The organism is Candidatus Binatia bacterium (genome assembly GCA_029248525.1).
Taxonomy (GTDB): Bacteria; Desulfobacterota; Binatia; order UBA12015; family UBA12015; genus UBA12015.
Genome location: JAQWJE010000052.1, coordinates 100,256 through 124,031, shown reverse-complemented (window position 1 = coordinate 124,031; position 23,776 = coordinate 100,256). Strand labels below are relative to the sequence as shown.

The 23,776-nt window shown below is 60.6% G+C and carries 20 protein-coding genes; 8 read left to right on the top strand and 12 right to left on the bottom strand.

The genetic code is table 11. The annotated features are described in order from the left end of the window. Positions 1 to 70: 70 nt before the first annotated feature. Entirely contained in the window at positions 71 to 1,069 is a 999-nt protein-coding gene (locus tag P8K07_17440; protein ID MDG1960307.1) for a phosphotransferase, read from the top strand. After that, positions 1,066 to 1,995, top strand: a complete 930-nt coding sequence (locus tag P8K07_17435; protein MDG1960306.1) for a nucleoside hydrolase — start codon at positions 1,066 to 1,068, stop codon at positions 1,993 to 1,995. Before P8K07_17440 ends, P8K07_17435 begins: the two co-directional genes overlap by 4 nt. Positions 1,996 to 2,013: 18 nt before the next feature. Here P8K07_17435 and P8K07_17430 read toward each other — a convergent pair whose 3' ends face one another. Then, a complete protein-coding gene (locus P8K07_17430) occupies positions 2,014 to 3,975 on the bottom strand; it encodes a cation:proton antiporter (GenBank protein MDG1960305.1) in 1,962 nt (653 codons plus the stop codon). A gap of 134 nt (positions 3,976 to 4,109) precedes the next feature. On the opposite strand from P8K07_17430, the gene P8K07_17425 reads away from it, so the two are divergent. The 3 genes from P8K07_17425 (at position 4,110) to hpnH (ending at position 6,886) form a co-directional block, all read left to right on the top strand. Beyond that, the gene (locus tag P8K07_17425; protein ID MDG1960304.1) at positions 4,110 to 5,009 is read left to right on the top strand and encodes an aldose 1-epimerase; all 900 of its coding nucleotides are present in this window, start codon (positions 4,110 to 4,112) and stop codon (positions 5,007 to 5,009) included. Continuing rightward, positions 5,006 to 5,776, top strand: coding sequence for a hypothetical protein (locus tag P8K07_17420; protein MDG1960303.1), 771 nt, complete (start codon positions 5,006 to 5,008; stop codon positions 5,774 to 5,776). Before P8K07_17425 ends, P8K07_17420 begins: the two co-directional genes overlap by 4 nt. A 72-nt stretch (positions 5,777 to 5,848) precedes the next feature. Beyond that, positions 5,849 to 6,886 (top strand): adenosyl-hopene transferase HpnH, encoded by a 1,038-nt coding sequence (gene hpnH, locus P8K07_17415; GenBank protein ID MDG1960302.1) that lies wholly within the window; start codon positions 5,849 to 5,851, stop codon positions 6,884 to 6,886. A 56-nt stretch (positions 6,887 to 6,942) separates the two neighbouring features. On the opposite strand, the gene P8K07_17410 is transcribed toward hpnH, so the two are convergent. From P8K07_17410 to leuC, 9 genes are all read right to left on the bottom strand, one after another. Next, a complete protein-coding gene (locus tag P8K07_17410; protein ID MDG1960301.1) occupies positions 6,943 to 8,127 on the bottom strand; it encodes a glycosyltransferase in 1,185 nt (394 codons plus the stop codon). After that, positions 8,124 to 9,500: a hydroxysqualene dehydroxylase HpnE gene (hpnE, locus tag P8K07_17405; GenBank protein ID MDG1960300.1), complete on the bottom strand. Its 1,377-nt coding sequence runs from the start codon at positions 9,498 to 9,500 to the stop codon at positions 8,124 to 8,126. Before hpnE ends, P8K07_17410 begins: the two co-directional genes overlap by 4 nt. Continuing rightward, positions 9,500 to 10,402 carry a presqualene diphosphate synthase HpnD gene (gene hpnD, locus P8K07_17400; protein ID MDG1960299.1) on the bottom strand — a complete coding sequence of 301 codons (903 nt, stop codon included), beginning with the start codon at positions 10,400 to 10,402 and terminating at the stop codon, positions 9,500 to 9,502. Before hpnD ends, hpnE begins: the two co-directional genes overlap by 1 nt. Further along, positions 10,396 to 11,289, bottom strand: a complete 894-nt coding sequence (gene hpnC / locus P8K07_17395; GenBank protein ID MDG1960298.1) for a squalene synthase HpnC — start codon at positions 11,287 to 11,289, stop codon at positions 10,396 to 10,398. The genes hpnD and hpnC overlap by 7 nt, the downstream gene beginning before the upstream one ends. Before the next feature lie 3 nt (positions 11,290 to 11,292). Further along, complete coding sequence (locus P8K07_17390; protein ID MDG1960297.1) at positions 11,293 to 12,558, bottom strand: hydroxymethylglutaryl-CoA synthase family protein; 1,266 nt, start codon at positions 12,556 to 12,558, stop codon at positions 11,293 to 11,295. Further along, positions 12,555 to 14,516, bottom strand: coding sequence for a squalene--hopene cyclase (gene shc / locus P8K07_17385; protein ID MDG1960296.1), 1,962 nt, complete (start codon positions 14,514 to 14,516; stop codon positions 12,555 to 12,557). Before shc ends, P8K07_17390 begins: the two co-directional genes overlap by 4 nt. A gap of 157 nt (positions 14,517 to 14,673) precedes the next feature. Then, positions 14,674 to 15,816: a metallophosphoesterase gene (locus P8K07_17380; protein MDG1960295.1), complete on the bottom strand. Its 1,143-nt coding sequence runs from the start codon at positions 15,814 to 15,816 to the stop codon at positions 14,674 to 14,676. 41 nt (positions 15,817 to 15,857) lie between these two features. After that, positions 15,858 to 16,493, bottom strand: coding sequence for a 3-isopropylmalate dehydratase small subunit (leuD, locus tag P8K07_17375; GenBank protein MDG1960294.1), 636 nt, complete (start codon positions 16,491 to 16,493; stop codon positions 15,858 to 15,860). A 5-nt stretch (positions 16,494 to 16,498) separates the two neighbouring features. Then, positions 16,499 to 17,908: a 3-isopropylmalate dehydratase large subunit gene (gene leuC / locus P8K07_17370; protein ID MDG1960293.1), complete on the bottom strand. Its 1,410-nt coding sequence runs from the start codon at positions 17,906 to 17,908 to the stop codon at positions 16,499 to 16,501. 79 nt (positions 17,909 to 17,987) lie between these two features. On the opposite strand from leuC, the gene aat reads away from it, so the two are divergent. The 3 genes from aat (at position 17,988) to P8K07_17355 (ending at position 21,372) form a co-directional block, all read left to right on the top strand. Beyond that, the gene (gene aat, locus P8K07_17365; protein MDG1960292.1) at positions 17,988 to 18,614 is read left to right on the top strand and encodes a leucyl/phenylalanyl-tRNA--protein transferase; all 627 of its coding nucleotides are present in this window, start codon (positions 17,988 to 17,990) and stop codon (positions 18,612 to 18,614) included. Between the two features lie 101 nt (positions 18,615 to 18,715). Then, positions 18,716 to 19,213: a hypothetical protein gene (locus tag P8K07_17360; GenBank protein ID MDG1960291.1), complete on the top strand. Its 498-nt coding sequence runs from the start codon at positions 18,716 to 18,718 to the stop codon at positions 19,211 to 19,213. Positions 19,214 to 19,386: 173 nt separating this feature from the next. Further along, the gene (locus tag P8K07_17355) at positions 19,387 to 21,372 is read left to right on the top strand and encodes a glycosyltransferase (protein ID MDG1960290.1); all 1,986 of its coding nucleotides are present in this window, start codon (positions 19,387 to 19,389) and stop codon (positions 21,370 to 21,372) included. Here the strand turns inward: P8K07_17355 and P8K07_17350 are convergent. Together P8K07_17350 and P8K07_17345 are read right to left on the bottom strand one after the other, a co-directional pair. Further along, positions 21,369 to 22,079, bottom strand: a complete 711-nt coding sequence (locus tag P8K07_17350; protein ID MDG1960289.1) for an SOS response-associated peptidase — start codon at positions 22,077 to 22,079, stop codon at positions 21,369 to 21,371. The genes P8K07_17355 and P8K07_17350 overlap by 4 nt on opposite strands. Then, positions 22,079 to 23,704 carry an acyl-CoA synthetase gene (locus tag P8K07_17345; protein ID MDG1960288.1) on the bottom strand — a complete coding sequence of 542 codons (1,626 nt, stop codon included), beginning with the start codon at positions 23,702 to 23,704 and terminating at the stop codon, positions 22,079 to 22,081. The genes P8K07_17350 and P8K07_17345 overlap by 1 nt, the downstream gene beginning before the upstream one ends. Positions 23,705 to 23,776 lie beyond the last annotated feature (72 nt).

Here is a 23,776-nt window from a genome sequence, read left to right as displayed (position 1 = left end):
ACGCGAAGCTCCGATGGTGGAAAACTTGCGGGAGGATTCTCCAACGATAGCGCTGAATGAGGATTCCGTTGTGGACTTCCTATGCCAGCGAGGGCTGATCCCACCGGGAACCCCCTGTGCGGTCGAGTCCGCCGGCGACGGGAATATCAATTGGGTTCGGCGCGTGCGAGCGCCCGACGGTCAGAGCTGGATCATCAAGCAAGCACGCGAGCAATTGGAGAAATTCCCCCAATACCGGGCAGATACCCGAAGAATCCTCATCGAAGCATCGTGGATCCGCCATGCCGCCACAGTCGATCCGGACCACTGCTGTCCGACAATCCTCGACTTCGACCCCGACCAGCGCGTTCTCGTTCTGGAAGACCTCGGCACCTGCCCCCGCCTCGACCACGAGCTACTGTCGACACGCGACCTCACCTCGGCACTCGAGACCATCGGGGGTCTGCTCGGGCGCGTCCACCAAAGCACACAGGACCAAGCGGTTCTGCGATCGAAGTTTCGGAACGAGGATATGCGCCAGCTTCACTTCGCGCATATTTTCGAGCTGCCCTTTGGCGATAATGACTTCCCCCTGCCCCAACCCGTCCGCGAGGGCGCAGGCAATCTCCGTGACGACGAGCCGCTACAGCGTCGCATCACCGCTCTCCATCAGCAGTGCCGGGACGAGGAGCTCGTGCTGGTGCACGCCGACCCGCAGCCGGGAAATATTCTCCTTTCCGCGCAGGGCACAAAGCTGCTCGATGCAGAGATCGCCCATATGGGCTGTGCGGCGCTGGACCCCGGCTTGCTGCTCGGCCACCTCGGGCTCGCCGCCATTGCACTCAAGGACGAATCCTCTCTGCGTCGTCGCGCCGCCGCGCTCTGGCGTGGTTATAGCGAAGGAGCACGCGACCTGGCCGCATGGGAGACCACGGTACAAATCGCGGGTGTGGAAATCTTGCGACGCACGATCGGTGCGGCCCGAGTCGCCGCTGTTGGTGAAGTCACGGCGTCTCTGACGGCCATCGACACCGGATGCTCGTGGATTTCCGAGCCCGCGGCCACCATCGAGGAACTGGAAATTCGATGAAGCAAATCATTCTCGACACAGATATCGGCAGCGATGTGGACGACGCTCTTTGCCTGGGACTGGCACTGGCGGAGCCGTCGATCGAATTGATCGGCATCACGACAGTCTCGGGGGATACCGCATGCCGTGCCCGGATCGCACGGAAGTTGGCACGCCTCGCCGGACAATCCGGAATTCCCGTGTTTGCGGGTACCGTCGATCCCGTAGATGACGAAAAGCGGTTTTTCTGGCACGGCCAGGAAGGGGACGGTATTCTCGACGAAAGCGATCGGGACGCGCTGCCGACAGAGACGGGCGTCGCGGCACTCGCACGGATGATCGAAACGCATCCCCAAGCGGAAGTGGTTGCCGTGGGCCCGCTGACCAATATCGCCCGACTCATTCTCGAGGCACCTCAGACGGCCGCGAAAATCCCGCAACTGACGATCATGGGCGGCCACCTGCGCGAGATTACATTCGGTCAAAAAAGCTTTCCCTTCGGCATCGACTATAATATCTGCTCCGATCCAGCCGCCGCGACGATCGTTCTCGAGGCGCAAATTCCGACCCGATTGGTGACCGCCGACGTTACCTTGCAGACATGGCTTACGCCGGACGACCGCGATCGTCTCGCCGATGGCGCCGGTCCGGCACGTGCCGCCATCCTGCGGGCTCTCGACCGCTGGACCCCCATACAGCGATCCCTTTTCGAGGGCTTCGTGGGTGATCTTTCCGGCAATGCAGCCTTTCTGCACGACCCGCTGGCACTTGCCTGCGCACTCGATGAATCTCATTGCGAGTTTGAAGATCTTGGAATCAGCACGGGCTGGGATGGCGATGTCTTCCGAACCTACGAAGACCCCAAGGGACGGAAAATCCGCTGTGCCACGGCAATCGACGGTCCACGCTTTGCCAAGTTCTTCGTCCGCGCCCTGAGGGCTCTCTGACGAAGGACTGCGCGAAACTCAGTTCTCGGGGTTTCCGCCCAAAACCTGAAACGCCCTTTCCAAACCCGCATGATCCCCCAGCAGGACGAGGACATCCTCTTCCTCGATTCGAAAATCCGGGTCGGGGTTGGCCGACGGCAGTCCCCCGCGAACGACCGCAATCAAGGTAACGCCGGTCTGCTCCCGTAATTGCAGATCGCGAATCGTGCGACCGATACCCGCCGAGGCAGGCTCGACGAGGTAGGTCTCGGTCATCGCTGCCACGAGAAGTTTCTGCACATCGCGAAGGCCTTGACCGGGCAAGTCCAAACCACGCAGCATCTCGTAGCCGTCCTGGCGAATCAAGGAGATCTGCAAATCGATCACATTGCGCGGGATATGGAGACGGCGCAAAACTCGGGCAAAAATCTCGACCGAGGTCTCGAACTCCTCGGGAATCACCTCATCCGCACCCAGAGCCCGCAACGGCTCCATCTCCGTGACATAGCGCGTGCGGACCAAAATAGCGGCCGAGGCGTTCAGCTCCCGAACCAGTCCGGTTGCCCGCTGACTGGCCACCGCGTCGGAGATCGCGATGACCACGATCGACGCCCGCGAAACTGCCAGAGTTTCCAAAACCTCGCGACTCGTCGCATCCCCGAAGACGACATGCTCTCCGCGCGAGCGCGCCTCTGCGACGCGGGCAGGGTTCAGAGCAGCGACGCGGTAGGGAACGCCCGTCTCGCGCAAAACTTTTGCCAGATTGCGTCCGTTCAACCCATAACCCAGAATCACGACATGTCCGTCGACCGGCGGCTCGTCCGCCAGAGAATCCAGAGTCGTCCCGCGCCGACGCTGCCACCACAAACCCAACCTCTCGGCCGGCCCCAGCAGCAGGGGCGAGACCCCGAATGTGATCACGGCAATGCCGACCAGAAGTTCCTGTGCGCCGGGCGGAAAAAGGCCCGTCGGCCCGGCTATCTGGAGAAGGATGATGGCCAACTCGCCCAACTGAGACAGGCCCACGGCCACGACGAGCGCCAGACGCAGCGAACCGAGGACGGGCAAGAGAAGCACCAGAAAAATGAGGATCTTGCCAAGCATCAACCCGGCGGCGCCGAGCAGAACTTCCACAGCATGCGTCATCAGGAACTCGTAGCCGAGGTGCATTCCGATGGAGATGAAAAACAGGCTCGCAAAGACATCCCGAAGCGGCGCCATATCGGCAAAGACCTGGTGTGAATAGTCGGAGTCGGAAAGAACCAGCCCGGCGATCAGCGCTCCCACCTCCAGTGAGAGAGACATACTTTCCGCGAGCCAGGCCGTACCGAGGCAGATCAGAACGACCGTGACCGTAAAGAGTTCGCGAAGTCCCAGCCCGGCAGCCTCGCGCAGCAGGGCTGGCAAGACGACCCTCGCCAGCGCGACGATACCTACAACCACGACGCAGGCCGTGCCCAGGGCGCGTGCAATCTCCGAAAGATCAATGCCCTCCGGTTTGCCCAGCAGCGGAATCAGCAACACAATCGGGACAACCGACAGATCCTGCAGCACCAGAATGCCGGTCGCGACGCGACCTTGTGGGGCGTCGAGTTGGCCACGATCCGCAAAGAGCTTCAGAGCGACCACGGTGCTGGAATGCACCAGAATAAAAGACAGCAATACGGCCGAGGGACCAGCCCAGCCGGCAATTCGAGCAAAACCGAAGGCAAGGCACCCCATCAACAGAATCTGGCCAACGCCCGCCAACAGAACCCGCCAGCCGAGGCGGGCCAATTCGGCCACCGAAAGCTCCAGACCAATTGCAAAAAGAAGGAGAATGGCGCCTGCCTGCCCGAGGCGCTCGACGACCTCTGCATCCTGGACCCATCCAGTTCCCTCCGGGCCCAGCAGGATGCCGGTCAGCAGAAAACCGACCAGACTCGGCACACCTACCCGATGGCATACGAAGACAATCGGAATGGAAGCCGCGAGCAGCAGGACGACATCGCGAAGTTCCATCCCTGTTTTCTAGATTTATTGCAGACCACATGCAATTACACGCTAAGGACTGAAGGCGGCACCTGCCGAAAGGCTCCCCAGCCAACCGGCCCGTGTACCCCACTCGCTTTCCTCAACCGGGGCAAACGGATTTCATGCAAACTCTCCATCTGGAAAACTCCCGACTCCAACTTGCGATCGAGCCGGAAGCCGGTGCCAGCATCTCCGCCTTCGCACTCCGGCACGGCGGGGAATGGATACCCGTCCTGCGGCCCACCCCGCCCGAGGCAATCCGGGCCGGAAACTCCTCTGCCATGTCCTCATTCCTCCTGGTGCCTTTCTCCAATCGGCTCACGGGAGCCCAGTTCTCCTTTCAGGGGGAGCACTATCAGCTTCAGGCCAACGCCGACGGCGGCTACGCGATTCATGGTTGTGTACGAAAGCGACCCTGGACTCTGGAGAAGCAGACGTCGGACCACTTGCAGCTATCGTTCCGCAGCACCGACTTCGCCGACCTCGATTTCCCCTTCCCCTTTCGCGCCCAAATCATCTACGGCCTCAGCAACGACACCCTCACGGCAGAGTTGACCGTAACCAACACCGGAGACAAACCGATGCCCGCTGGAGCGGGCTTTCATCCCTACTTTCAGCGCGCCCTTTTCGACCCGACAGAGCGAGTCGAACTGGAATTCTCGGCAACCGGTGCCTATCGCGACCTCAGCCCCGAGGAAGCCGCGCAGGAGCTGCGCTCCGAGCAGAAATTCCATCCGATGCGCCCGCTTCCCGACCGAGGGTTCGACACTTGTTTTGCCGGCTGGAACCATCGAGCGAAGCTCCGCTGGCCCAAAAGTGAGGTCACCGGGGAGATCGAGAGCGACGCCTCATTGGGACATATCATCTTGTTCACCCCACCCGCAGAGCCTTTCTTTGCACTCGAGCCGGTGAGCAACGCCAATAATGGCTTCAACCTCCTCGCCAAGGGCCTCACCGATGCCGGGGTGAAAGTTCTGCAAAGCGATGAGGCTCTCGTCGCCGGCTTCCGGTTCCGATTATGATGAACCAGCCAACCATCGTTCTCACGGTCGCGATGCCGGTGGAAACTCGAGGCCTGCAAGATATCCTCGAGAATCGCCAGCGCCTCGACCACGAAGGACTCTTCGGGCTCGCAGGTGATGTCGCCGGCGTGGCCACCTGGATTGTCCAGACCGGCGTGGGCCCGACCCCGGCTCGCAAGGCCGCCGAAAGAATCGTGAAGTGTGGACCCAGAGCGATCATTGCCACCGGCCTCGCAGGCGCTTTGTCCTCCGCCATTCGCCCCGGAAGCCTGATTCTTCCCCACGAGGTACGCTCTCCCGAGCAGCCCGCCGGCCCCGGCCTCCACCCCGCGCCCACGCTCCTGGCAACCGCCCGCGCTGCGGTGGGTGGAAGCCGGATTTCCACCAGCACCGGAATTCTGTTGACGGTAGACCAACCCATCCATCGCCCGCGCGACAAATCCAGCCTGGCGAAGACCACCGGAGCGATCGCCGTTGATATGGAAAGTGCCGAGATTCTGCGGGTCGCCGCCGCAAATCAGGTCCCTGCGCTGGTCCTGCGCGGCATCTCCGACGGGGCGCGCGACAGCCTGCCCGATTTCGGCAACAGGGATCCTGCCTCGCTGCGGGGGCAATTGGGGATCGCCGCCGAAGCCCTCGGCAGTCCCCGAAAACTGCGGAATCTGCTTTCGATCGCACGAGGCACACGTCGCGCCTTCAAAACCATGGGATTTGCTCACGCGGCTCTGATCCCCGCGCTTGCCAGAACGCTGCGTGAGGGCTACTGACCTGACGGTCAGAGTTGCTTCAAACCAAGCCGATTGCAGCGCTGTTCTGGACTTTCTGAGGAGGATGTAAAAATGAGGTTCCCACTCCATATCGCGACCGACATGGCCAAATGGCAGTTTCAGAACAAGGTTGCGGGGAATGAACGCTACCCGATCGTGCTGATGCTGGAGCCTCTCTACACCTGCAATCTCGCTTGTATTGGCTGCCTGCCCGAGCGCCACACAGGAAAACTGGCCGATCGCCTCTCTCTGGAAGAATGCCTCAAGTCGGTGGACGAATGCGGAGCCCCTGTAGTTTCGATCTGCGGCGGCGAACCGACGCTCTATCCTGAGATCGTCGAGTTGATCGAAGGCTGCATCGCCCGCAAGAAACAGGTCATTCTCTGCACCAACGGGCTCGAGCTCGATGACTTCTACGCAAAAGCGAAGCCCCATAAGCGTCTCCTGGTGAACGTCCATCTGGACGGCATGCGCGAGACTCACGATATGGTCTGCGCCAAAGAGGGCGTTTTTGATGCCGCCATCGAGGGCATCAAGGAAGGACTCCGCCGGGGGTACTCTGTCTCGACCAACACCACCGTCTATCGCGAAACCAGTCTGGAAGAACTCGAAGAACTCGCCGCGATGCTGAGCCCGATGGGTGTGCAGGGCATCCTCGTCTCACCGGGATACCACTACGAAAAGATCACCGGCGGCGAAGAACATTTCATGTTCCGCGAAGAGATCGAGAAGAAATTCAAACGCGTCCTGCAGCTGTCGAAATCCTATGCGATTTCCTCGACCCCGCTCTTTCTGGAGTTTGCGGCCGGGCTTCGTGATTACCCCTGTACCCCCTGGGGCAACCCGACACGGACGCCACGCGGATGGAAAGGCCCCTGCTATCTTGTCGGCGAACGCTTCTACCCGACTTGGGAATCTTTCTGGAACGATGTCGATTGGGACTACTGGGCAAGCCGCAAGGACGAGCGCTGCCTGAATTGCAAGATGCACTCCGGATTCGAGCCCAGCGTGGTCCGTCATCTCGGTTCCAGCCCGTCGGATATGTGGAAGATGGCTCGCTATCAGTTCGGGCCGCGCCCGGGCGGCAAGCCCGACGCCGTGCCGGTCTGAACCAGAGCTGGCCACAGGTCATCGCCTGCAGAGCAGGTACCGCGTTTCCGGACCAACTAGCCCGTCACGGTGTCGGAACCGGCACCAGCGCGTCCCTTCCAATAGGCACCCCGTCCCCGGAAATGGCGCCAGGCGGAATCAAAGGTCATCGACGCGTAGAGGACTCCGGCCAAAGGCAGGGCCAATGACAGCCATGCGCTGCGTCCGTAGAGGACGAGCGTCGGCAGAAAAGTTGCTGCCATGAGCAACCAGGCCCCCAAACCCCAAAGTGCCCACACGCCGTCGCCGGCAAGAACCCCTGCGACGAGAGCCAGGGGCGGAACCAAATAGAGCAGCGAGAGACCGAGCAAGGTTCCGGCAAGCAGTCCCCATGAATAGTTCAATTGGGTAAATGCACTGCGCGCGACCATATCCCAGACCTCACGGAGGCCGACGTAGGGACGAATGCTGCGCTCACTCTCGGTCAATCCGAGCCAGATGGGCCCCTGCGCCTTGAGCGCGCGACCAAAGGCACAATCATCGATAATTTCCGAACGCAGCGGAGAGACGCCGCCTGCCGCTTCCAGGGCCGCCTGTCGGACCAACATACAGCCACCCGCGGCCGCCGCGACAGAATCTGCTGGATCGTTGACTTTCGGAAAGGGGTAGAGCTTTTGAAAGAAATAGACGAACGCGGGGATCAATAACCGCCCCCAGCCCTGCTCCGCCTCGAGTCGCACCATCAGAGAGACCAGTGAAAGTTTCTGCGACTCGCCCCGCGCCACGAGGCGCCGAAGATTCCCCGGCGAATGCTCGATGTCCGCATCCGTCAGCAGGAACCAACTCGCTTGTTTTTCGCCTGCAGGCCGACCCGCTGCGGAAACGCCTGTTTCCAGGGCCCACATCTTGCCAACCCAACCCGTCGGCCTCGGGGACGTCGACAGGATCTGCAGCGGCACATCACTCACGACTGTCGAGGCACACGCTCGCGCCACCCCAGCCGTATCGTCGCTACTCTCGTCGTCGACTAAAATCACCGAGAATTGTCCGGGATAATCCTGCTGGAGGAGTGAGCGCAGCGAGCGCTCAATCACGGCAGACTCGTTTCGGGCCGGCACGATCGCGATGACATCCGGCCACTTCGCCGGTGCCCTTTCGCCGCCCTCCAAACGCTGATCCCCACACCAGAATCGCCCATGAGCGAAGGCGAGATAAACCCAGGCCACAAAAGAAATTGCGGCCAAAGAGGCAAGCGAGATCACGCAGCGGCCCCGGACGCTGCCTTCGGTGCTTCCGCCACCATGGCTTCCGCCGCCATACGGCCGCTCATCGTCGCACTCTCCAACGTGGCTGGAAGCCCGGTCTGAACCCAGTCTCCGCAGAGGAAGAGCCCGGGAACGGTCGTCCGCACCGAAGGTCTCTCCGCATGGGCAACCGGCGTGGGCGCCATCGTCGCATGTCTCTCTCGAACCACATGCATATGCTCCACGGACATACCGTGCACTTCGGGGAGAAGTTCTCCCAGTTCTCGTGCCACGATTGCCTTCACTTCTGCGTCCGGCACGCCGTCCAATTCGCGAGCACCGCTGGTGACGCACGAAAGAAGACCGGTGCCATCCGTGCGGTCCTGCCGGATCCGGTCCGAATTGAATACCCATTGGGTCGTCGTCCCGATCAACCCGACTACCGCGGGCAGGTCCACCGGAGCCGGCAGCGACACATGGGTCGATACAATCGGCGCTGTCGCCTCAAGGCTTTCCGGGATCCCCCCAAGCACCTCGGTCAAGGGACGGTCGTCGATTTCCAGACGGCCCAGCGCGCCCGGCGTCGTTGCCAGAATCACCCCGCGGCCCCGCCGCTCTTCACCGCTATTCAAGGTCAGACCGGCCACCCGCCCGTCGGCTCGGAGAAGGATATTTTTCGCCGTCGCCCCCGTCAGCACCTCGACCCCCGCCTCCGCCAACGCCGCTGTCACGGGCGCACCAAAAAGGTCCGAAAGCGGAACACCGGGCAAAACGATTGCCGCATCGCCCGCCCGACCCAGAAAAGCCCGCTTCACGACTTCGGCAAAAAGGGTCGCCGAGGCCACAGCGGGATCATCATTGAGAGCGGCGAGGGCTACCGGATACCAAAGAACCTCGCGGACCCGTTCCGATTGCCCGGCCCGGATCAAAGCCTGCTCCACAGTCTCCCGAGCGACCGCCTCGGGCCTCATACGAGCACGAAGGACAAAAGCGATTGCACCACGTGCCGCCTGAACCCGCTCGCGCAAGGTCAGCATCGAAAAAGGACCCAATGCTCGCAGCAGATGAAAGGGTGCCGGCATCCCGCCTGCGGTGAGCATCGAACGTCGCCCGACTTCGCGCATTTCGAGCTCGATTCCTTTTTGTCGATAGAGCCGATCGCCCACCCCGACTCGCTCCAGCAAGCCAAGTGTCTCATGATAACAGCCGAGCAGAGCGTGCTGCCCGTTATCGATCACGGCGCCCCCCTTTTCCACAAAGGAAAAAGCTCGCCCACCGAGGAACGGACGCTTCTCGATCAAGGTCACGGGATAACCCGCGTCGGCCAGAAAAAGCGCACTGGAAGATCCCGCGAGGCCGCCGCCCACAATCAGGATGGGATCGTCGCGCATCAATTCTCCCTGGGAGCCGCCGCCCACCAGGTCCGTGCGGCCCGCCAGGCACGACCCGGCTTCGAGATTCTCACTTCACGGTCCAGAACACCTGTTCCTGCGGCCTCGACCCGATCGAGCAGCGCGCTGTATACGGCACGCATGGCTTCCGCCGGCTTCAGAGCCTGACGGAAGCGAGGGTCGCGCGGCTTCAGTGATTCGGCCAGAGCGTAAAATTCTCGAGCTCGAGCGACTTCCATCCGGATCACGGCTTCGAGTTCCGGCGTGCGACGCCTTTCCAGAATTGATTCCTCGGAGCAGCCGTGCACGCGCAGATCTGCGAGCGGCAGATAGATACGCCCACGTTCTGCATCTTCTCCGATATCGCGGAGAATATTTGTTATTTGAAAAGCCTTCCCCAACGCGATCGCGTAGGGGTCTGCTTGCCCGAGAGGGACTCCAAAGATCCGCACGCAGAGAAGACCGACGGTCGACGCCACTTGGTAGCAATAGAGCTCGAGGTCCTCGATGGTTTCGTAGCGATCGACGGTGAGATCCGTCACGACACCATCGATCAAATCATCAAAAGGCTGCCGGGGCAGCGCGAATGTGGCGATCGCCCATGAGAGAGCTCGGCCGATTGCATGGGCCGGCTGGCCGTTGAAGGCCCGGTCAACCTCGCGCCGCCACGCATCGAGGCGATCTTGCGAGCTGGTCGCGCCAGCTTCATCCGCAATATCGTCAGCCGCGCGGCAAAAGGCGTAAACCGCGGACAGGGCATCTCTTTCCGTGCGAGGGAGCAAGAGGAAAGCGAAGCGAAAGCTGGATTGACTCCGCTTGAGAACATCCCGACAAACCGCAAGATCAGATTCCAGCTGTTCCAGTCCTGTTCGAGACGCGACTGCTACTGTTTCACTCAACATCTTTCTACCTCTGCGAGGGCAATTTTTGCCGAACGAATTTCACGCGGCGGCCACAAGGCTCCCGTGAAAATCCGGATTTGATCCCAACTCCGAACAATCGGGCGATGCTTCAATAAATCCTCAACTCCCGCCGCGATACTGTCCAGAATCGCAAGGCCGGCACCCGTGAAACATCGAATTTCAAAAGCCGCCCTCCGCGGCAAAATGGACGCGAGTTCGTAGCCGCACAAAAGAGAACGCCGGGTGCGACCGATCTCCAGTTCCATCAACTCCCGAAACGCAGGATTGGCCTCTCCCGATTGCAAGGCAAGCCTGGCTCCCGGATAGGCATCCAGATCGGCGAGGGGGAGTGTGCTTCGACCGCGGGGCAGATCCACCGAAAGATCCTGCCAGAAGTTCGCCAACTGCAAGCCGGTACAAACTTCGTCGGACAGAGCATCAGCTGTTGAATCGCGGACATCAAATAATCGCAAGACGAGTCGGCCGACCGGATTGGCCGAGTTCCCGCAGTAAGCACGAAGGGCCTGATAATCCGCGTAAGGGACGAAGGCCGCATCGTAGCGGAAGGCGCGCAACAAATCGCGCAGGTGGGAAATATCCAGATCCTTCACCTGCAAGGTATGGGCGGTCGCCACGAACACGGGTTCGTCGCTCTCCCCTGCGATTGCTCGATCCAACTCATCTTCCCATCGATTCAGGGCACCAAGGCGGTCCACCGGGGCATCCGGCTCATCTGCCAGGTCGTCAGCTCCGCGAGCGAACGCATAGAGAGCCGCGAGATGACGACGATTTCCGCGGGGCATCAGCCATGACCCAATCCGGAAATTCTCATAGTGCGCCGCAGCGATGGTTTCGCAGCGGGCGTAGGCCTTGCCTAGCTCATCCACAAATCACCGCGCCACCGAGGCCCCACGACCGTGCGAAGCGTATGTTCTTTTCTCGTCGATGGTTCCGGCGAAATAAATTGGTCCGGCGAAATGGCTGCCCGGCTTCTCGGGGTTTTCCGTCGCACGCAAATCCGACTTCGCATGATGCCGCTCATATTCGGCCATCGATACTTCCTTGCGCCTCTCCAGCAATTCGCCGAGACCAATTTTCTCGGCAACGCGGGAGGCACCCTCAACAATTTGGCCCGCAAAAAATTCCGAACAACACCCGCTGCCATAGGAAAAGAATCCGAGAGTTTTGCCTTCCAGCTCGGCCGCCTCTCGCTCCAATATTGCGGCGAGACCAAAATACATCGATGCGGTGTAGGTGTTCCCGATCAAACGGGTGGCCCATAAAGTTGGGTCCACACGCTCCCCGGCATCCTTCTCCACCAGTTCGGTCAGATCTTCCGGGAGCTGGGCGGACCGAGCCGAATTAGACTGCCAATCATCCACAACCATTCGGGTATGCGCCTTCGATGCCATTCGCGGGAACGGAGCATGAAAAATGAGACGCGCGAATCGATCGGACAGCGGCTCTCCGTTATCCTCACTTTCCTGCTGACGGGCATAGTCGGCAAACGCATGCTCCAGCGCCTCGAGGTAGCAGTCGACCGAGTACTTGCCGTCAACAATCGCCTGAGTCTGGTCGAGAGGCCGCCAAAAATCATGGACCTGCCCTGCGAACACGCCGGTCGTGCTTCGGTCCATTTCGACCAGCGCCGGATTCTCGGAGACAACCAGCGCCACAGCACCGGCCCCCTGCGTAGGTTCGCCCGCCGACCCCGGAGGATATTTTGCGATATCGCTCGCGATCACCAAAGCCTTGCGCCCCCGTGCCGATCCCGAAGCGATCCAGTCCATCGCGGTGAGCAGAGCCGCAGTCCCTCCGAAACAGGCGTGTTTGACCTCGTAGGTCCGACAATTCGAAGGAAGCCCCAATAATTCGTGAACGAAAATTGCAGTAGGCTTGGAGTGATCGACCCCCGATTCGGTGCCAACAATGCACAACCCGATTTCCTCAGCGGCGACGTCGTCGCCGAGCGCGCGAAGGCCCGCATTGGCTGCGAGCGAGACGGTGTCTTCCCAGGGCGGGACGACGGCCATCGCATGGACGCCAAGGCCATCCTTGAGCTTCCCGAGCGGAATATCCCGCGCTTCGGCAAGAACCTCGGCTCGCAAAACTTCGGAAGGCACATAGGCCCCAATTCTATCAATACCAATCTTCATTGTGCTTGCTCCGCCCCTGCATACGCAGAGGGAGTTTTGTCCTCAGCCATCGCGACAAACCGCCCCAGAGCCATCAAGGGGAAAAAACAACGGTAGCCGTCGTAACGAAGGTAGAAATGATTCGGGAAACCCGTCCCGGTAAATTCAGGTTCCGGCCAACTTCCGTCGTCAGCCTGGGAGCGGCAGAGGAAATCGATGCCATCCTCGACCGCTTTGCCCGACTGCTGTTCTCCGGCCAGAATTCCCATCAGCGCCCATGCCGTCTGCGAGGCCGTGCTTGCGCCCTCCGATCGCAGATCGGGGTCCTTGTAGGAGGCGCAAGTTTCGCCAAAGCCGCCGTCCTCGTTCTGCACGGATTTGAGCCACGAGGTACCGCGGGCCAGCATATCCTCGTCCTCGGGCGCATTCACCGCGCGCAAACCGAGCAAAGCCGACCAGGTTCCGTAAATATAATTAACGCCCCAGCGCCCCCACCAGGAACCGTCCGGCTGCTGTGTTTTGCGAAGAAATCGCCGGGCAGCGACGAGTCGGGGTTCCTCCGCCGAGGATCCTGTTTGCCCCATCAATTCCAGAAGGCGTCCGGCCAGATCTTCGGTCGGCGGATCGATCTGGGCCTTCATGTCAGCGAAAGGTAGTTCGTTGAATGCGTGGTTGTCGTTGTCGACGTCGAACGCACCATAACCGCCATCCCGACTCTGCATCCCGACAGTCCAGGCATAGCCATCCCGGAAGCAATCCGTGTCGGCGCGACCGGCGAGGTGCAGCGACATCAGAATGACTGCTGAATCATCCACGTCCGGGTAGAAATCGTTGGCGTACTCAAAGGCCCAACCCGCCGCGGGCAGATCGGGCCTTTTCACCGCCCAATCCCCCTCCCGTCGGATCTGTGCCTTTTCAAGCCAGCGCACCGCCGAAGTGACCGCCTCCGAGTCGGGACTTTCGCCCGCGTCAAGCAATCCCCGCACGATCAATGCGGTATCCCAGGTGGGCGAAACACAGGGCTGGAAAAGCAGGTGTCCGTCTCGTTCCACGAGAAAATCATCGATGGCCTCAAGACCCGCGACGACCGCCGGGTGATTTGCGGCGCATCCCATGGCCCGCAGCGCGAGGACCGAGTTGATCATGGCCGGCTGAATCCCGGCCCAACCTCCGTTGCAATCCTGGCGCTCCAGAACCCAATGCAGGGCCCGCTCCAGCCCGGCTCGACGCCACGAGGTCGGCAGGCGGTCGAGCAAGCGGAAAACCTTGTCTGCCTGCACGAAAAAATTCTTCCACGAAATTGTCTCTTCCGCCGGTGGAAACGAAAAATCGTCAGCTACTTCGGAGCCAACCCATAATTCCGCGCAGCCTTGCTCGGCCGGGATCACGACACGGGGACGGTGTTGGCCGAGAATGAGCAAGGGCACCACCGTCGAACGCGCCCAGCTCGACATATTGTAAATCGAGAACCGAAACCGATCCGGCAAGAGCATGATCTCGGGCGGGAGAGCGGGCACACCCTCCCATGGGAATTGGCCGAAGAAAGCCAGAAAGAAGCGTGTGAAGACCTGAGCCTGCGCAAGCCCCCCTTGTCCGTGGATGAACTCGCACGCCCGCCGCAGAGGTTCATCCTCGGGGGAATACCCCAGAAGCTTCAGGGCAAAATAGGCCTCGATGCTGGCCGATAGGTGTCCGGGGCCACCGTGGAAAAGCGGCCAACCGCCGTCGGCCCCCTGCGTGGCAAGCAAATGAAGGCCGAGACGTTTTTCCTCGGCTGGCTTCTCTCTGCCGTGCAGGCGGTTGAAGAAGATATATTGCGCATCCATCGTCGCATTGGCTTCCATCGAAAAATGCCAATGCCCCTCGACGGCCTGCCGGCGCAGCAAGAATTCTCGAGACTTTTCCACCGCCTCGCGCGCCCGAGCGAGAAGCCCCGGCGAAATTTTTGCCTGTGAATGTCCTGCAACCGCAAACGCCATGATCCCCCCCCGCCACGAACCGAGGCGCTGCCCCGACCGATCGGTCAGGAAGGCGAATTACAGCCCACGAGAAAGCATGTCAAATCCCCGACCGATCGGTCAGGATCATCTCGGGGCCGAGAGACGGAGCCGGCTCGAGACGAGGCTCGATCCAGAGCTATTCCTGGGGAATTTCCCAAGTAAAAACAGGGTTTTGCTGCCCCGGCTCGATCACGTGAAGAAGAACCTTGGGGGCATCCGCCGCGCCCAGGATATCGACCAACACAAAGCCCGTATGCGCGTGAGCAAAAATGGTCTCCGACAAATGGGTCACCGGGCTGACTTTGGCCTCGGACCCTGCGCCACTGACGACCTGAACTTCGGCGAGCTCCCCGCCGTCAAGAATCTGCAGCGCATGATCGTGGCCGGCCGCGTAAACCGTCGGTGGGTGTTGCCGCAAAGCGCTGGAAAGATTCCGTATCATCGTCTGATAATCGGGGTCCTGGATATCCTGCAGATACAAACCCAGCGAGATAACGGCATTCTCGACCAGATCGGCGGCCATCCCTCGGCTCATACCGCCGTGAGAACTGCCCGAAGCCATCGGATGATGCGCGGCCACGAGAACGATATCATCGGCGTGAGCCTCCAGAGCCTGATCCAGCGCGGCGACAACTTCCGCAGGCGTATTTCGGCCCGGGCAGTCCGAGCGCTTTTCTTCCGGAACCCACCACCATTGCGTATCCAGCAAGATAGCGACCACCGCGCCGGCGCCTGCGGAGCCGCTCCCCGGAGCCAACTCGACCACGGCAGGGCCGGGACAACCGCCGCGCGGTCGAAACATTGCGCCAGCCTCCTCGATAAACTCCTCCTGATTATAGAGCACTGAAGCACGCGTCGGGTTCAAGCCACCCCAGTCGTGGTTCCCCGGCACGAATACTTTTTGCGCCGCGGTGGCCTCAAGTTGCTGGCGGAGAATGCCCTCGCCCCGCTCACGGTCATCATCTTCCAATCCGCTGAAATAAAGGTTGTCTCCGAGAAAAAAGACCGTCGTCCGGTCCGCGACCGCATCACCCCAAACTCGCAGGGCCTCATGGGAGGGCTCGACTTCGGCAGGGTCTCCCGTATCGCCGATCAAAATCATTCGGTAACGCAATCCCTCCGGCTTCAGAACGGCGGGATCGTCGAGCAGCGAGGCTCGGATAAAGGGCGCGCCGCTTGCCGGAAAGTTCGGGCCCGGGAGTCGCTGCTTGGCCCCGCAGGCCCCCACAAGCAAGAGAATTGAGAGCCAGAGAAACGCGCGTATATTCGTTCGGATCATATCCGAGTCGTACTATGCACGCTTCGTGACACCAAACCGTGTCAGCCCGCGAACCCTCTCGTATAAGGCAATTTGGCAGCCGTCGATCGCACCTCGGGCAGGGCCGACAGCAAGGCACCGGTAGCGTCCCAATTCCCGCTGAGGAATTGTTCGCGCGCAGAAGCCGGCATCGTTCCGGAATACACGGTTTCTCCGTGCCGGACCTCATTTTTCTCAACGTCGACAGCCAACGATTGAGCAGGCTCCTGCTCGACAGCGGCCATCAGCTTTTCGATATCGGCTGTGTCCAGAGTCAGACAGGGGATCCCTAGTGCGACACAATTCCCGAAGAAAATATCGGCAAAGGATTCGCCGACGATCGCATGAACGCCCCAGCGATGCATTGCCTGAGGCGCATGCTCTCGGGATGAACCGCAGCCGAAATTCTTGTTCACCACCGCCACCTGCGGGCCTTTGGCACGATGCTTCGGATCATTCATCGGATGTTCGACCTCGTTGCCGTCGGCATCGAAACGAACATCGTAGAAAGCGAGTTCCCCCATTCCATCAAACGTAATCGCCGTCATGAAGCGTGCCGGGATGATCCTGTCGGTATCTATATCGTTGCCGCGCAGGGGCACCGGGTGTCCTGTGACGCCAGTGACCGGACGCAATCCGGATTTCTCTGTTTCCGTCATTGAACTCATCCCTCCGAAAGGACCTGCCGGACGTCGGCTACTCGACCGGAAATCGCCGCTGCTGCGACCATCGCCGGGCTCATCAAAAGAGTCCGACCGGTCGCACTGCCCTGGCGACCCTTGAAATTACGATTGCTCGAGGAAGCGCAGACCTGATCGCCCTGCAGTTTATCCGGATTCATTGCCAGACACATCGAACATCCGGCGAGGCGCCATTCAAACCCAGCGGCTTTGAAGATCTCGTGCAGCCCTTCGGATTCCGCCTGACGAGCCACCTCTTGCGAGCCCGGCACCACCAGAGCCTTGACGCCCGGCGCAACCTTGCCGGTCCGAGCGATCGCCGCTGCTGCCCGGAGATCTTCGATGCGACCATTCGTACAGGATCCGATGAAGGCAACATCGATCGGCGTGCCATGGATGGCATCGCCCGAAGTCCAGTGCATGTAGTCGTAGGCGTCGACCACCACAGCCTTTTCATCTTCGGAGAAATCGTTGGCTTCGGGAATATGCTCGCCTACCCCGATCGCCTGTCCGGGGTTGATTCCCCAGGTTACGGTCGGAGAAATTTCGGCGGCATCGATCGAAACCACATCATCATAGGCGGCATCTGCATCCGAGGCGATCTCGCGCCACCACGCTACGGCCTTTTCAAAATCCTCGCCCGACGGGACGAAGCGACGCCCCTTGAGGTAGGCAAAAGTCTTTTCATCCGGATTGACGTAACCACAACGCGCGCCACCCTCGATCGACATATTGCAGACGGTCATCCGCCCTTCCATGCTCATGGCGTCAAAGACATCGCCCGCGTATTCGTAGGCGTAGCCCACTCCATGCTTCACGCCCAGCTTCCGGATGATGTGCAAGGCCACGTCCTTGGGATAAACACCCTGGCGCAATTCACCCTGCACTTCGATGCGGCGGGTCTTGGGGCGTTCCATCGCGAGACATTGCGTCGCCAGAATATCCCGGACCTGGCTGGTACCGATCCCGAAGGCCACGGCGCCGAAGGCCCCGTGCGTGCTCGTGTGGCTATCCCCACACGCGATTGTCATGCCCGGCTGGGTCAGACCCATTTCCGGGCCAATCACGTGAACCACGCCCTGCGCCCCGGAATCGGGACCGAAAAACTCGATGCCGTATTCTTTTGTATTGTTCTCCAGAGCAGCCATCATGGTTTCGGCCTGTCCGTGGCGAAGCGGCCTGGTCTGATCATCTGTCGGAATAATATGATCGACTGTTGCAAACGTGCGCTCCGGGAAGGCGACCGGCAAACCCGCTTCACGGATCATCGCGAAGGCTTGGGGACTGGTGACTTCATGGATCAAATGGAGTCCGACGAATAATTGCGTCTGTCCGGATTCCATTTCGCGGACGGTATGCAGATCCCATACTTTATCGAGAAGACTTCTACCCATGCCCTATCGATAGCCATCCACCGCGAAGGGCGCAAAAAAGAGCCTTCGAGGCCAGAATCCGCTAGGATTTACCGGAGAAATGATCTCGATGGAAGATGATATCGTGGCCGTAGGGGGCTCGCTCGACGAAACGAGCCTGCTGCAGGCCTATCGGCAGGGAATCTTCCCCTGGCCCGCCGAGGGGCTGCCCCTGCTCTGGTACTGTCCCTTGGATCGAGCCATCCTGCGTTTCAAGAATCTGCATATTGGACGGAATCTGACGCGGGCCCGGAGAAAATCGAGCCTGCGCTTCACCATCGACCATGATTTCGAAAGCGTCATCAAGCAGTGCGCGGCCATCCCGCGGCCGGAGCAGGACGCCACCTGGATCAATCCCGAGATGATCGACGCCTACCGGAGGCTGCACCATCTCGGAATGGCCCATAGCGTCGAGGCCTGGCAGGGCCAGGATCTGGTCGGCGGCCTCTACGGGGTCGATTGCGGTGGCTCATTCTCGGGCGAAAGCATGTTTCATCTGGAACCAGATGCATCGCGCCTCGCCCTTTTGTATCTGGTGGATCATCTCAAGGAACGGGGCTGCACGTGGATCGACTGTCAGGTGATGACACCTCATTTCGAGCGAATGGGTGCCGAGGAAATCCCGCGGGATTCCTTTTTACAGGAGCTCGCGACCGCTCTGGCGGCCGACCGCAAGCTCTTTCCCTAGCACGAGAGCGAACGCAACTTTCGCTTTCGCCCTTTGTCCGGCAGCACCACGCGTAACGATACAAACTCGTTGTCGAGGCGAATCAAGTCCACTCTCTCGGCATGATGATTCGCTATGCCACCTTGGCCGCCCTGGAAAACGATCCGCGCAGTATCGCCGAGATCTACCGAGCGGTAGCTCCGCTGATTGCGCTTTTCCGCCCGCTGGCAGCAGGCCAGATCCGCAACACTCTCTGCCGGCTGAAAGTCGAAGGCCTGGCGATGGAGTTGCTCCAAAGCAATGAGCACCGGCCGGGTCTGATCATAACGCCGGCGGGTCGGCGCGCGCTCGACAAATGGCTCCGACTGCCTCCAGCGCGTGCCCGGGCGCTGGATGTTCGCCGGGCACGAGTGCTCTGCGCTACCGAACAGCCGACAGCCCATACCCTTGGAATTATTTGCCGGAACGACGTCGCGCACCTCCGACACCGGAAACGCCTTCTGCTATCGCGGCGACCAGAAAAACCCCAACACACAGCGCCCATCTGGCTCTGGCAGATGGCCATCGCGGAGATCGAGATTGAACGCGACTGGCTGGAGGAGGTCGCCCCGGTTCCATGAATTCCCGCGCCCACGACTCCGTGAAAAGCCCCGAAAACGCGTCGAGATCGTGTGAATTCACGGTTCTCTTTCCCGCGACGTTCTGATTAAAAGGCCTTCCCATGGAACCACCGGAAATCAACAGGCCCCAACGGGATCGTGGCTGGTGGACGAGGCGTTGGACGCAAGCTCGCATGCGCGCCTATCTCCGCCATGCATTGTCCGCCGCCCAGAGGCAGACCACGGGGCGAGTTGATCTCGATTTCCAGACCGATATCGACCCACAACAAGAAGCGGCCGCCTCCTGGCTGCGCGAGCACGAGGCAACTCTGGTCGATCCGGAGCAACGACCGATACCCGAAACCGTCCCCGATCTCGCCATTCTGATTCTGGTCGTCGGCACCCGCGGCGACGTCCAGCCCTTTATTCCGATCGGCAAAGAATTAATGGCATGCGGCCACCGCGTTCGACTCGCCACGCACGAAGAGTTTCGGGAGCTTGTCGAAGCCTCCGGCATCGAGTTTTTCCCGCTGGCCGCAGACCCGCGAGAGTTGATTGCCTATATGGTGCGCACGGGCGGCAGCGTTTTGCCGACCAACGTCGAACAATTTCGCGAGGATGTTCCGCGGAAGCGCGAGATGATCACCGAGATTCTCGAATCGACGTGGCAAGCCGCGATTGCCACGGACCCCACCCACCCCGATCGCGCGCCCTTTGTGGCCGATGCCATCATCGCCAACCCGCCGTGCTTTGGCCACATTCACGTTGCGGAAGCCTTGCACGCTCCCCTGCAAATCATCTTCACCATGCCCTGGACGCCCACCACCGCCTTCAGTCATCCACTCGCGAACATGGGACAAGGCGCTCATGGCCCTGTGGAAAATTGGCTTTCGTTTCTCACCATCGACTTTCTCACCTGGGCGGGATCCGCAGATCTGATCAATCGCTTTCGCGAGAACACCCTCGGAATCGAGCCGATTCTTCTGGGGGAAGGAGGCGCCAGCCTCCTTCAGGACAACGAGGTCCCGACCACCTATCTTTGGAGCCCTGCCTTCGTCGGGAAACCGGCCGACTGGGGCGATGCTGTCGACATTGCCGGATTCTGCTTTCTGGAGCAGGCCGCCAGTTTCGATCCACCCAGCGAACTGACCGACTTCCTCGAAGAGGGACCCCCGCCTTTTTATATCGGATTCGGGTCCTGCATGATCGAGAACCCGGCCGAAGCAACCGCTATCCTCCGAGAAGCGATTCACCTCGCGGGAATTCGAGCCATTCTTTCGCAAGGATGGGCCGGCCTCGGAGAAGGCCTTGTCGAAAAAGATGTGCTCGTCGTCGGCGATCTCCCGCACGACTGGCTGTTCCCGCACCTCGCCGGGATCTGTCACCATGGCGGCGCAGGCACAGTAGCCGCGGGCCTTCGCGCAGGCCTTCCGACCGTTGTGATTCCCTTCTTTGGCGATCAGTATTTTTGGGGCTCCTGCGTCGCGCGCGCAGGTGCCGGGCCTGAGCCAATCCCCTTCACCGACCTCCGACCGGAAAAACTCGCCGACGCTTTTCGCTTCTGCCAATCGGACGAAGCTCATCAACGAGCCGAGGAAATTTCGGTCGGCATCCAACAGGAGAACGGGGTTCAGGCAGCTGTAGATGCTTTCCACCGCCACCTGCCGCTCGAGCCCATGGCTTGCCAGCTGGATGCTGGACATTTGGCACGACGCTACTGCGAAGATTGTCGGATCGCCTTATGCCTCAGCTGTGACGCCCTGGTTCATGAATCGGAGGAGCGGCAAGGGCACGATCGAACACCATGGCGATGGGTCGACTGGGGGATTCGTCCCCCGCAAAACCTCGCGGAGGGACTTGAGCAAGGCCTGGGCCATGCGGCTGGCGAGCTATTCCGAGCTGCGCGAGACGCAGTGCGCAGCCCGATCGATGGGGCACATGAAGGCGGTGCACTTGGACTCGCCCGCGGGCTCGGCGAAGGCCTCGTCGGGCTGGTGCGCGGCCCGGTCCGCGGAGGAGTCGCGATTGCCCGGAAAGTAGCCTCCGCCGTGGAACCACAGTCAGCAACAGCGGCGAATGCCTTCCATGTGCTGCATCGATCGGCCGCCGATCACCCGCAATTCGATGCGGCCGAGAAGGCACGTCTGCTCCGGGTCTATGAAAAGCTCGAGCGCGACTAGAACAAGCCGCCTTGCGTGCCCGAAGCAGAACCCCGCAAAGAACCTGCCGGTTCCAGACAAAAGACATCGTCATTGCGCGTCTGGTTGACCCGATCACTCACCGCCGTGATCTCGAAGTAGTCATCGCTGACGGGTCCGCATCGCTGGGCAAGCGTCTCGACGGAACTCTCCGGATCGAGCCATTCTTCCCAGATTTCCGGCTCCAATACGACAGGCATTCGGGCGTGGATCTCCTGCAGCGCATCATTGGCCCGAGTCGTGAGTATCGCACCCGACATCATCACCTCGCCTGCAGGCGACACCCTCGACTCGAAGATGCCGGCCATGGCAAATGGCTGTCGGTCCGGGCGCCGCATCAACTGCGGAACCTTTGCGCCAGCGGCCTTCTGCCACTCATAAAACCCGTCGGCTGGAAACAGACACCGATGCTCCCGAAACGCAGCCCGGAAGGAGGGCTTTTCCGCTACCGTTTCCGAACGCGCATTGATCAGGCGCGCAGAGCTGTCTTCGGTCGGACGCCATCGGGGAAGCAGGCCCCACAGCATGGAATCGACCGAGCGCCCCGAAGACGGACTCTGCCAAACAGCGGGAACCTGAGTTCCCGGTGCGATATTATAACGGGCTGTCCACGATACTTCTGGGATCATGACCCCAAAAGCCTGCGCCAGAATATCGCCCGGCGAAGTAAGCAGATAGCGGCCACACATCAGGTGGTCGAGGCTCCGGTCGCCCCACCCATCTCCAACGCTGTCGCCTTAGCCCAACGGTAGTCGGGCTTGCCGCTGGGCGAGCGCACGATTTGTGCCACAAAATGAATCTCGCGCGGGACCTTGTAGCCCGCGATCTTGGTCCGACAGGCCTCCTGGACGGACGTCAATTCCGGTTGGCAACCCTCGCGAGGCTGCACGACTGCGCAAACTCGCTCGCCCCAACGCTCATCGGGCACCCCTACGATGGTGCAATCAAAGACTTCGGGATGACTTTTGACCGCGGATTCGACCTCCTCGGGAAAGATTTTCTCGCCACCCGAGTTGATCGAAACCGATCCTCGTCCCAGAAGTGTGATGCTCTCGTCGGCCTCCACCTGCGCAAAATCGCCTGGCATCGCGTAGCGCTTGCCGTGGAAAATCTTGAAAGTCTCGGCCGTTTTCACAGGATCGTTGTAGTAACCGACCGGGATATCGCCGCCGCGTGCCAATTTGCCGATTTCGCCCGACCCCGGCTTTACGGGGTGGCCCTCTTCGTTGAGCACCTCTGTGGCACCGAGCTTTCGCACCCGGGGCCCGCCCTGCATCGCGGTCTTTCCCTTTTCGACAAAGATCATCCCGTTGTTGCCGCTCTCGGAGGAGCCGATGGCATCGATCATCATCAGATTTGGAAAATGCTCGAAGAACTCGTCTTTCACCGACGGGGAGAACGTGGCCGCGCTGCTGGTCAACAAAAAGAAGCTCGAAAGATCCCGGTTGTGATCGGCCGCCAACGCCTCGACCATCGGGCGCCCCATCGCGTCTCCGGTAATCATCATGGAATTGATCCCCTCGGACTCGACGAGATCCCAGACCAGATCCGGTGAAAATTTCGGGATCAGGATTACTTTATTGCCGACAAAACTCTGGCTCATGCAGGCCCATTGGGTCGCCCCGTGCATCAAGGGCGCGATCGGCAGAAAGACCATCGGGGTATCGCCGGCTTTCGCCACCATATCTTCGGGCTTCTCGATACGTTCCCCTGTGTTGGGGTCGATCCCGCCGCCGAGCGCGAAGATTACATCTTCGTGACGCCAGACGACGCCCTTCGGCATGCCGGTCGTGCCGCCGGTGTAGAGAATGTAGCGATCATCGGGCGAGCGCGTTTCGAAGTCCCTCTCAGGGTGGCTGCTCTCCATCGCGGCCTCAAAATCCTGCGCTTCCAGACCCGAGGGGTCTGCGGCGGACCCGTCTTCGATACAAATCAGAGGGCCGACATCCGGCATGGAATCCTGTACGCTGGCGACCAAGGGCGCGAACTCTCGGGCATAGATAAGACCCTTGAGGTCGGCGTTGCCCACAATATAGCGCAGTTCGTCCTCGACGTAGCGGTAGTTGATATTGATCCAGACCGCCCGGATCTTGAAGATCGCCCACAAGGATTCGATCCATTCCACCGAGTTGTAGCCATAGATGCCGACATGGTCGCCGGGCTTGATGCCGGCTTTCTGCAACACATGCGCCAATCGATTGGCCCGAGCTTCCATCTCGGCGTAGGTGCGGGACTTGCCCTCGCAGAGAAGATATTCCCTGTCCCCAAAGTGGTCGACCGCGTTTTCGAACAGATCCGCCAGATTCATTTGCATGGCCATATACAACCGTTCCGGGCGCCGACCCTCAAGCGAAAAAGGCCCAAAAAAGCGGAAGACGCCAAAGGC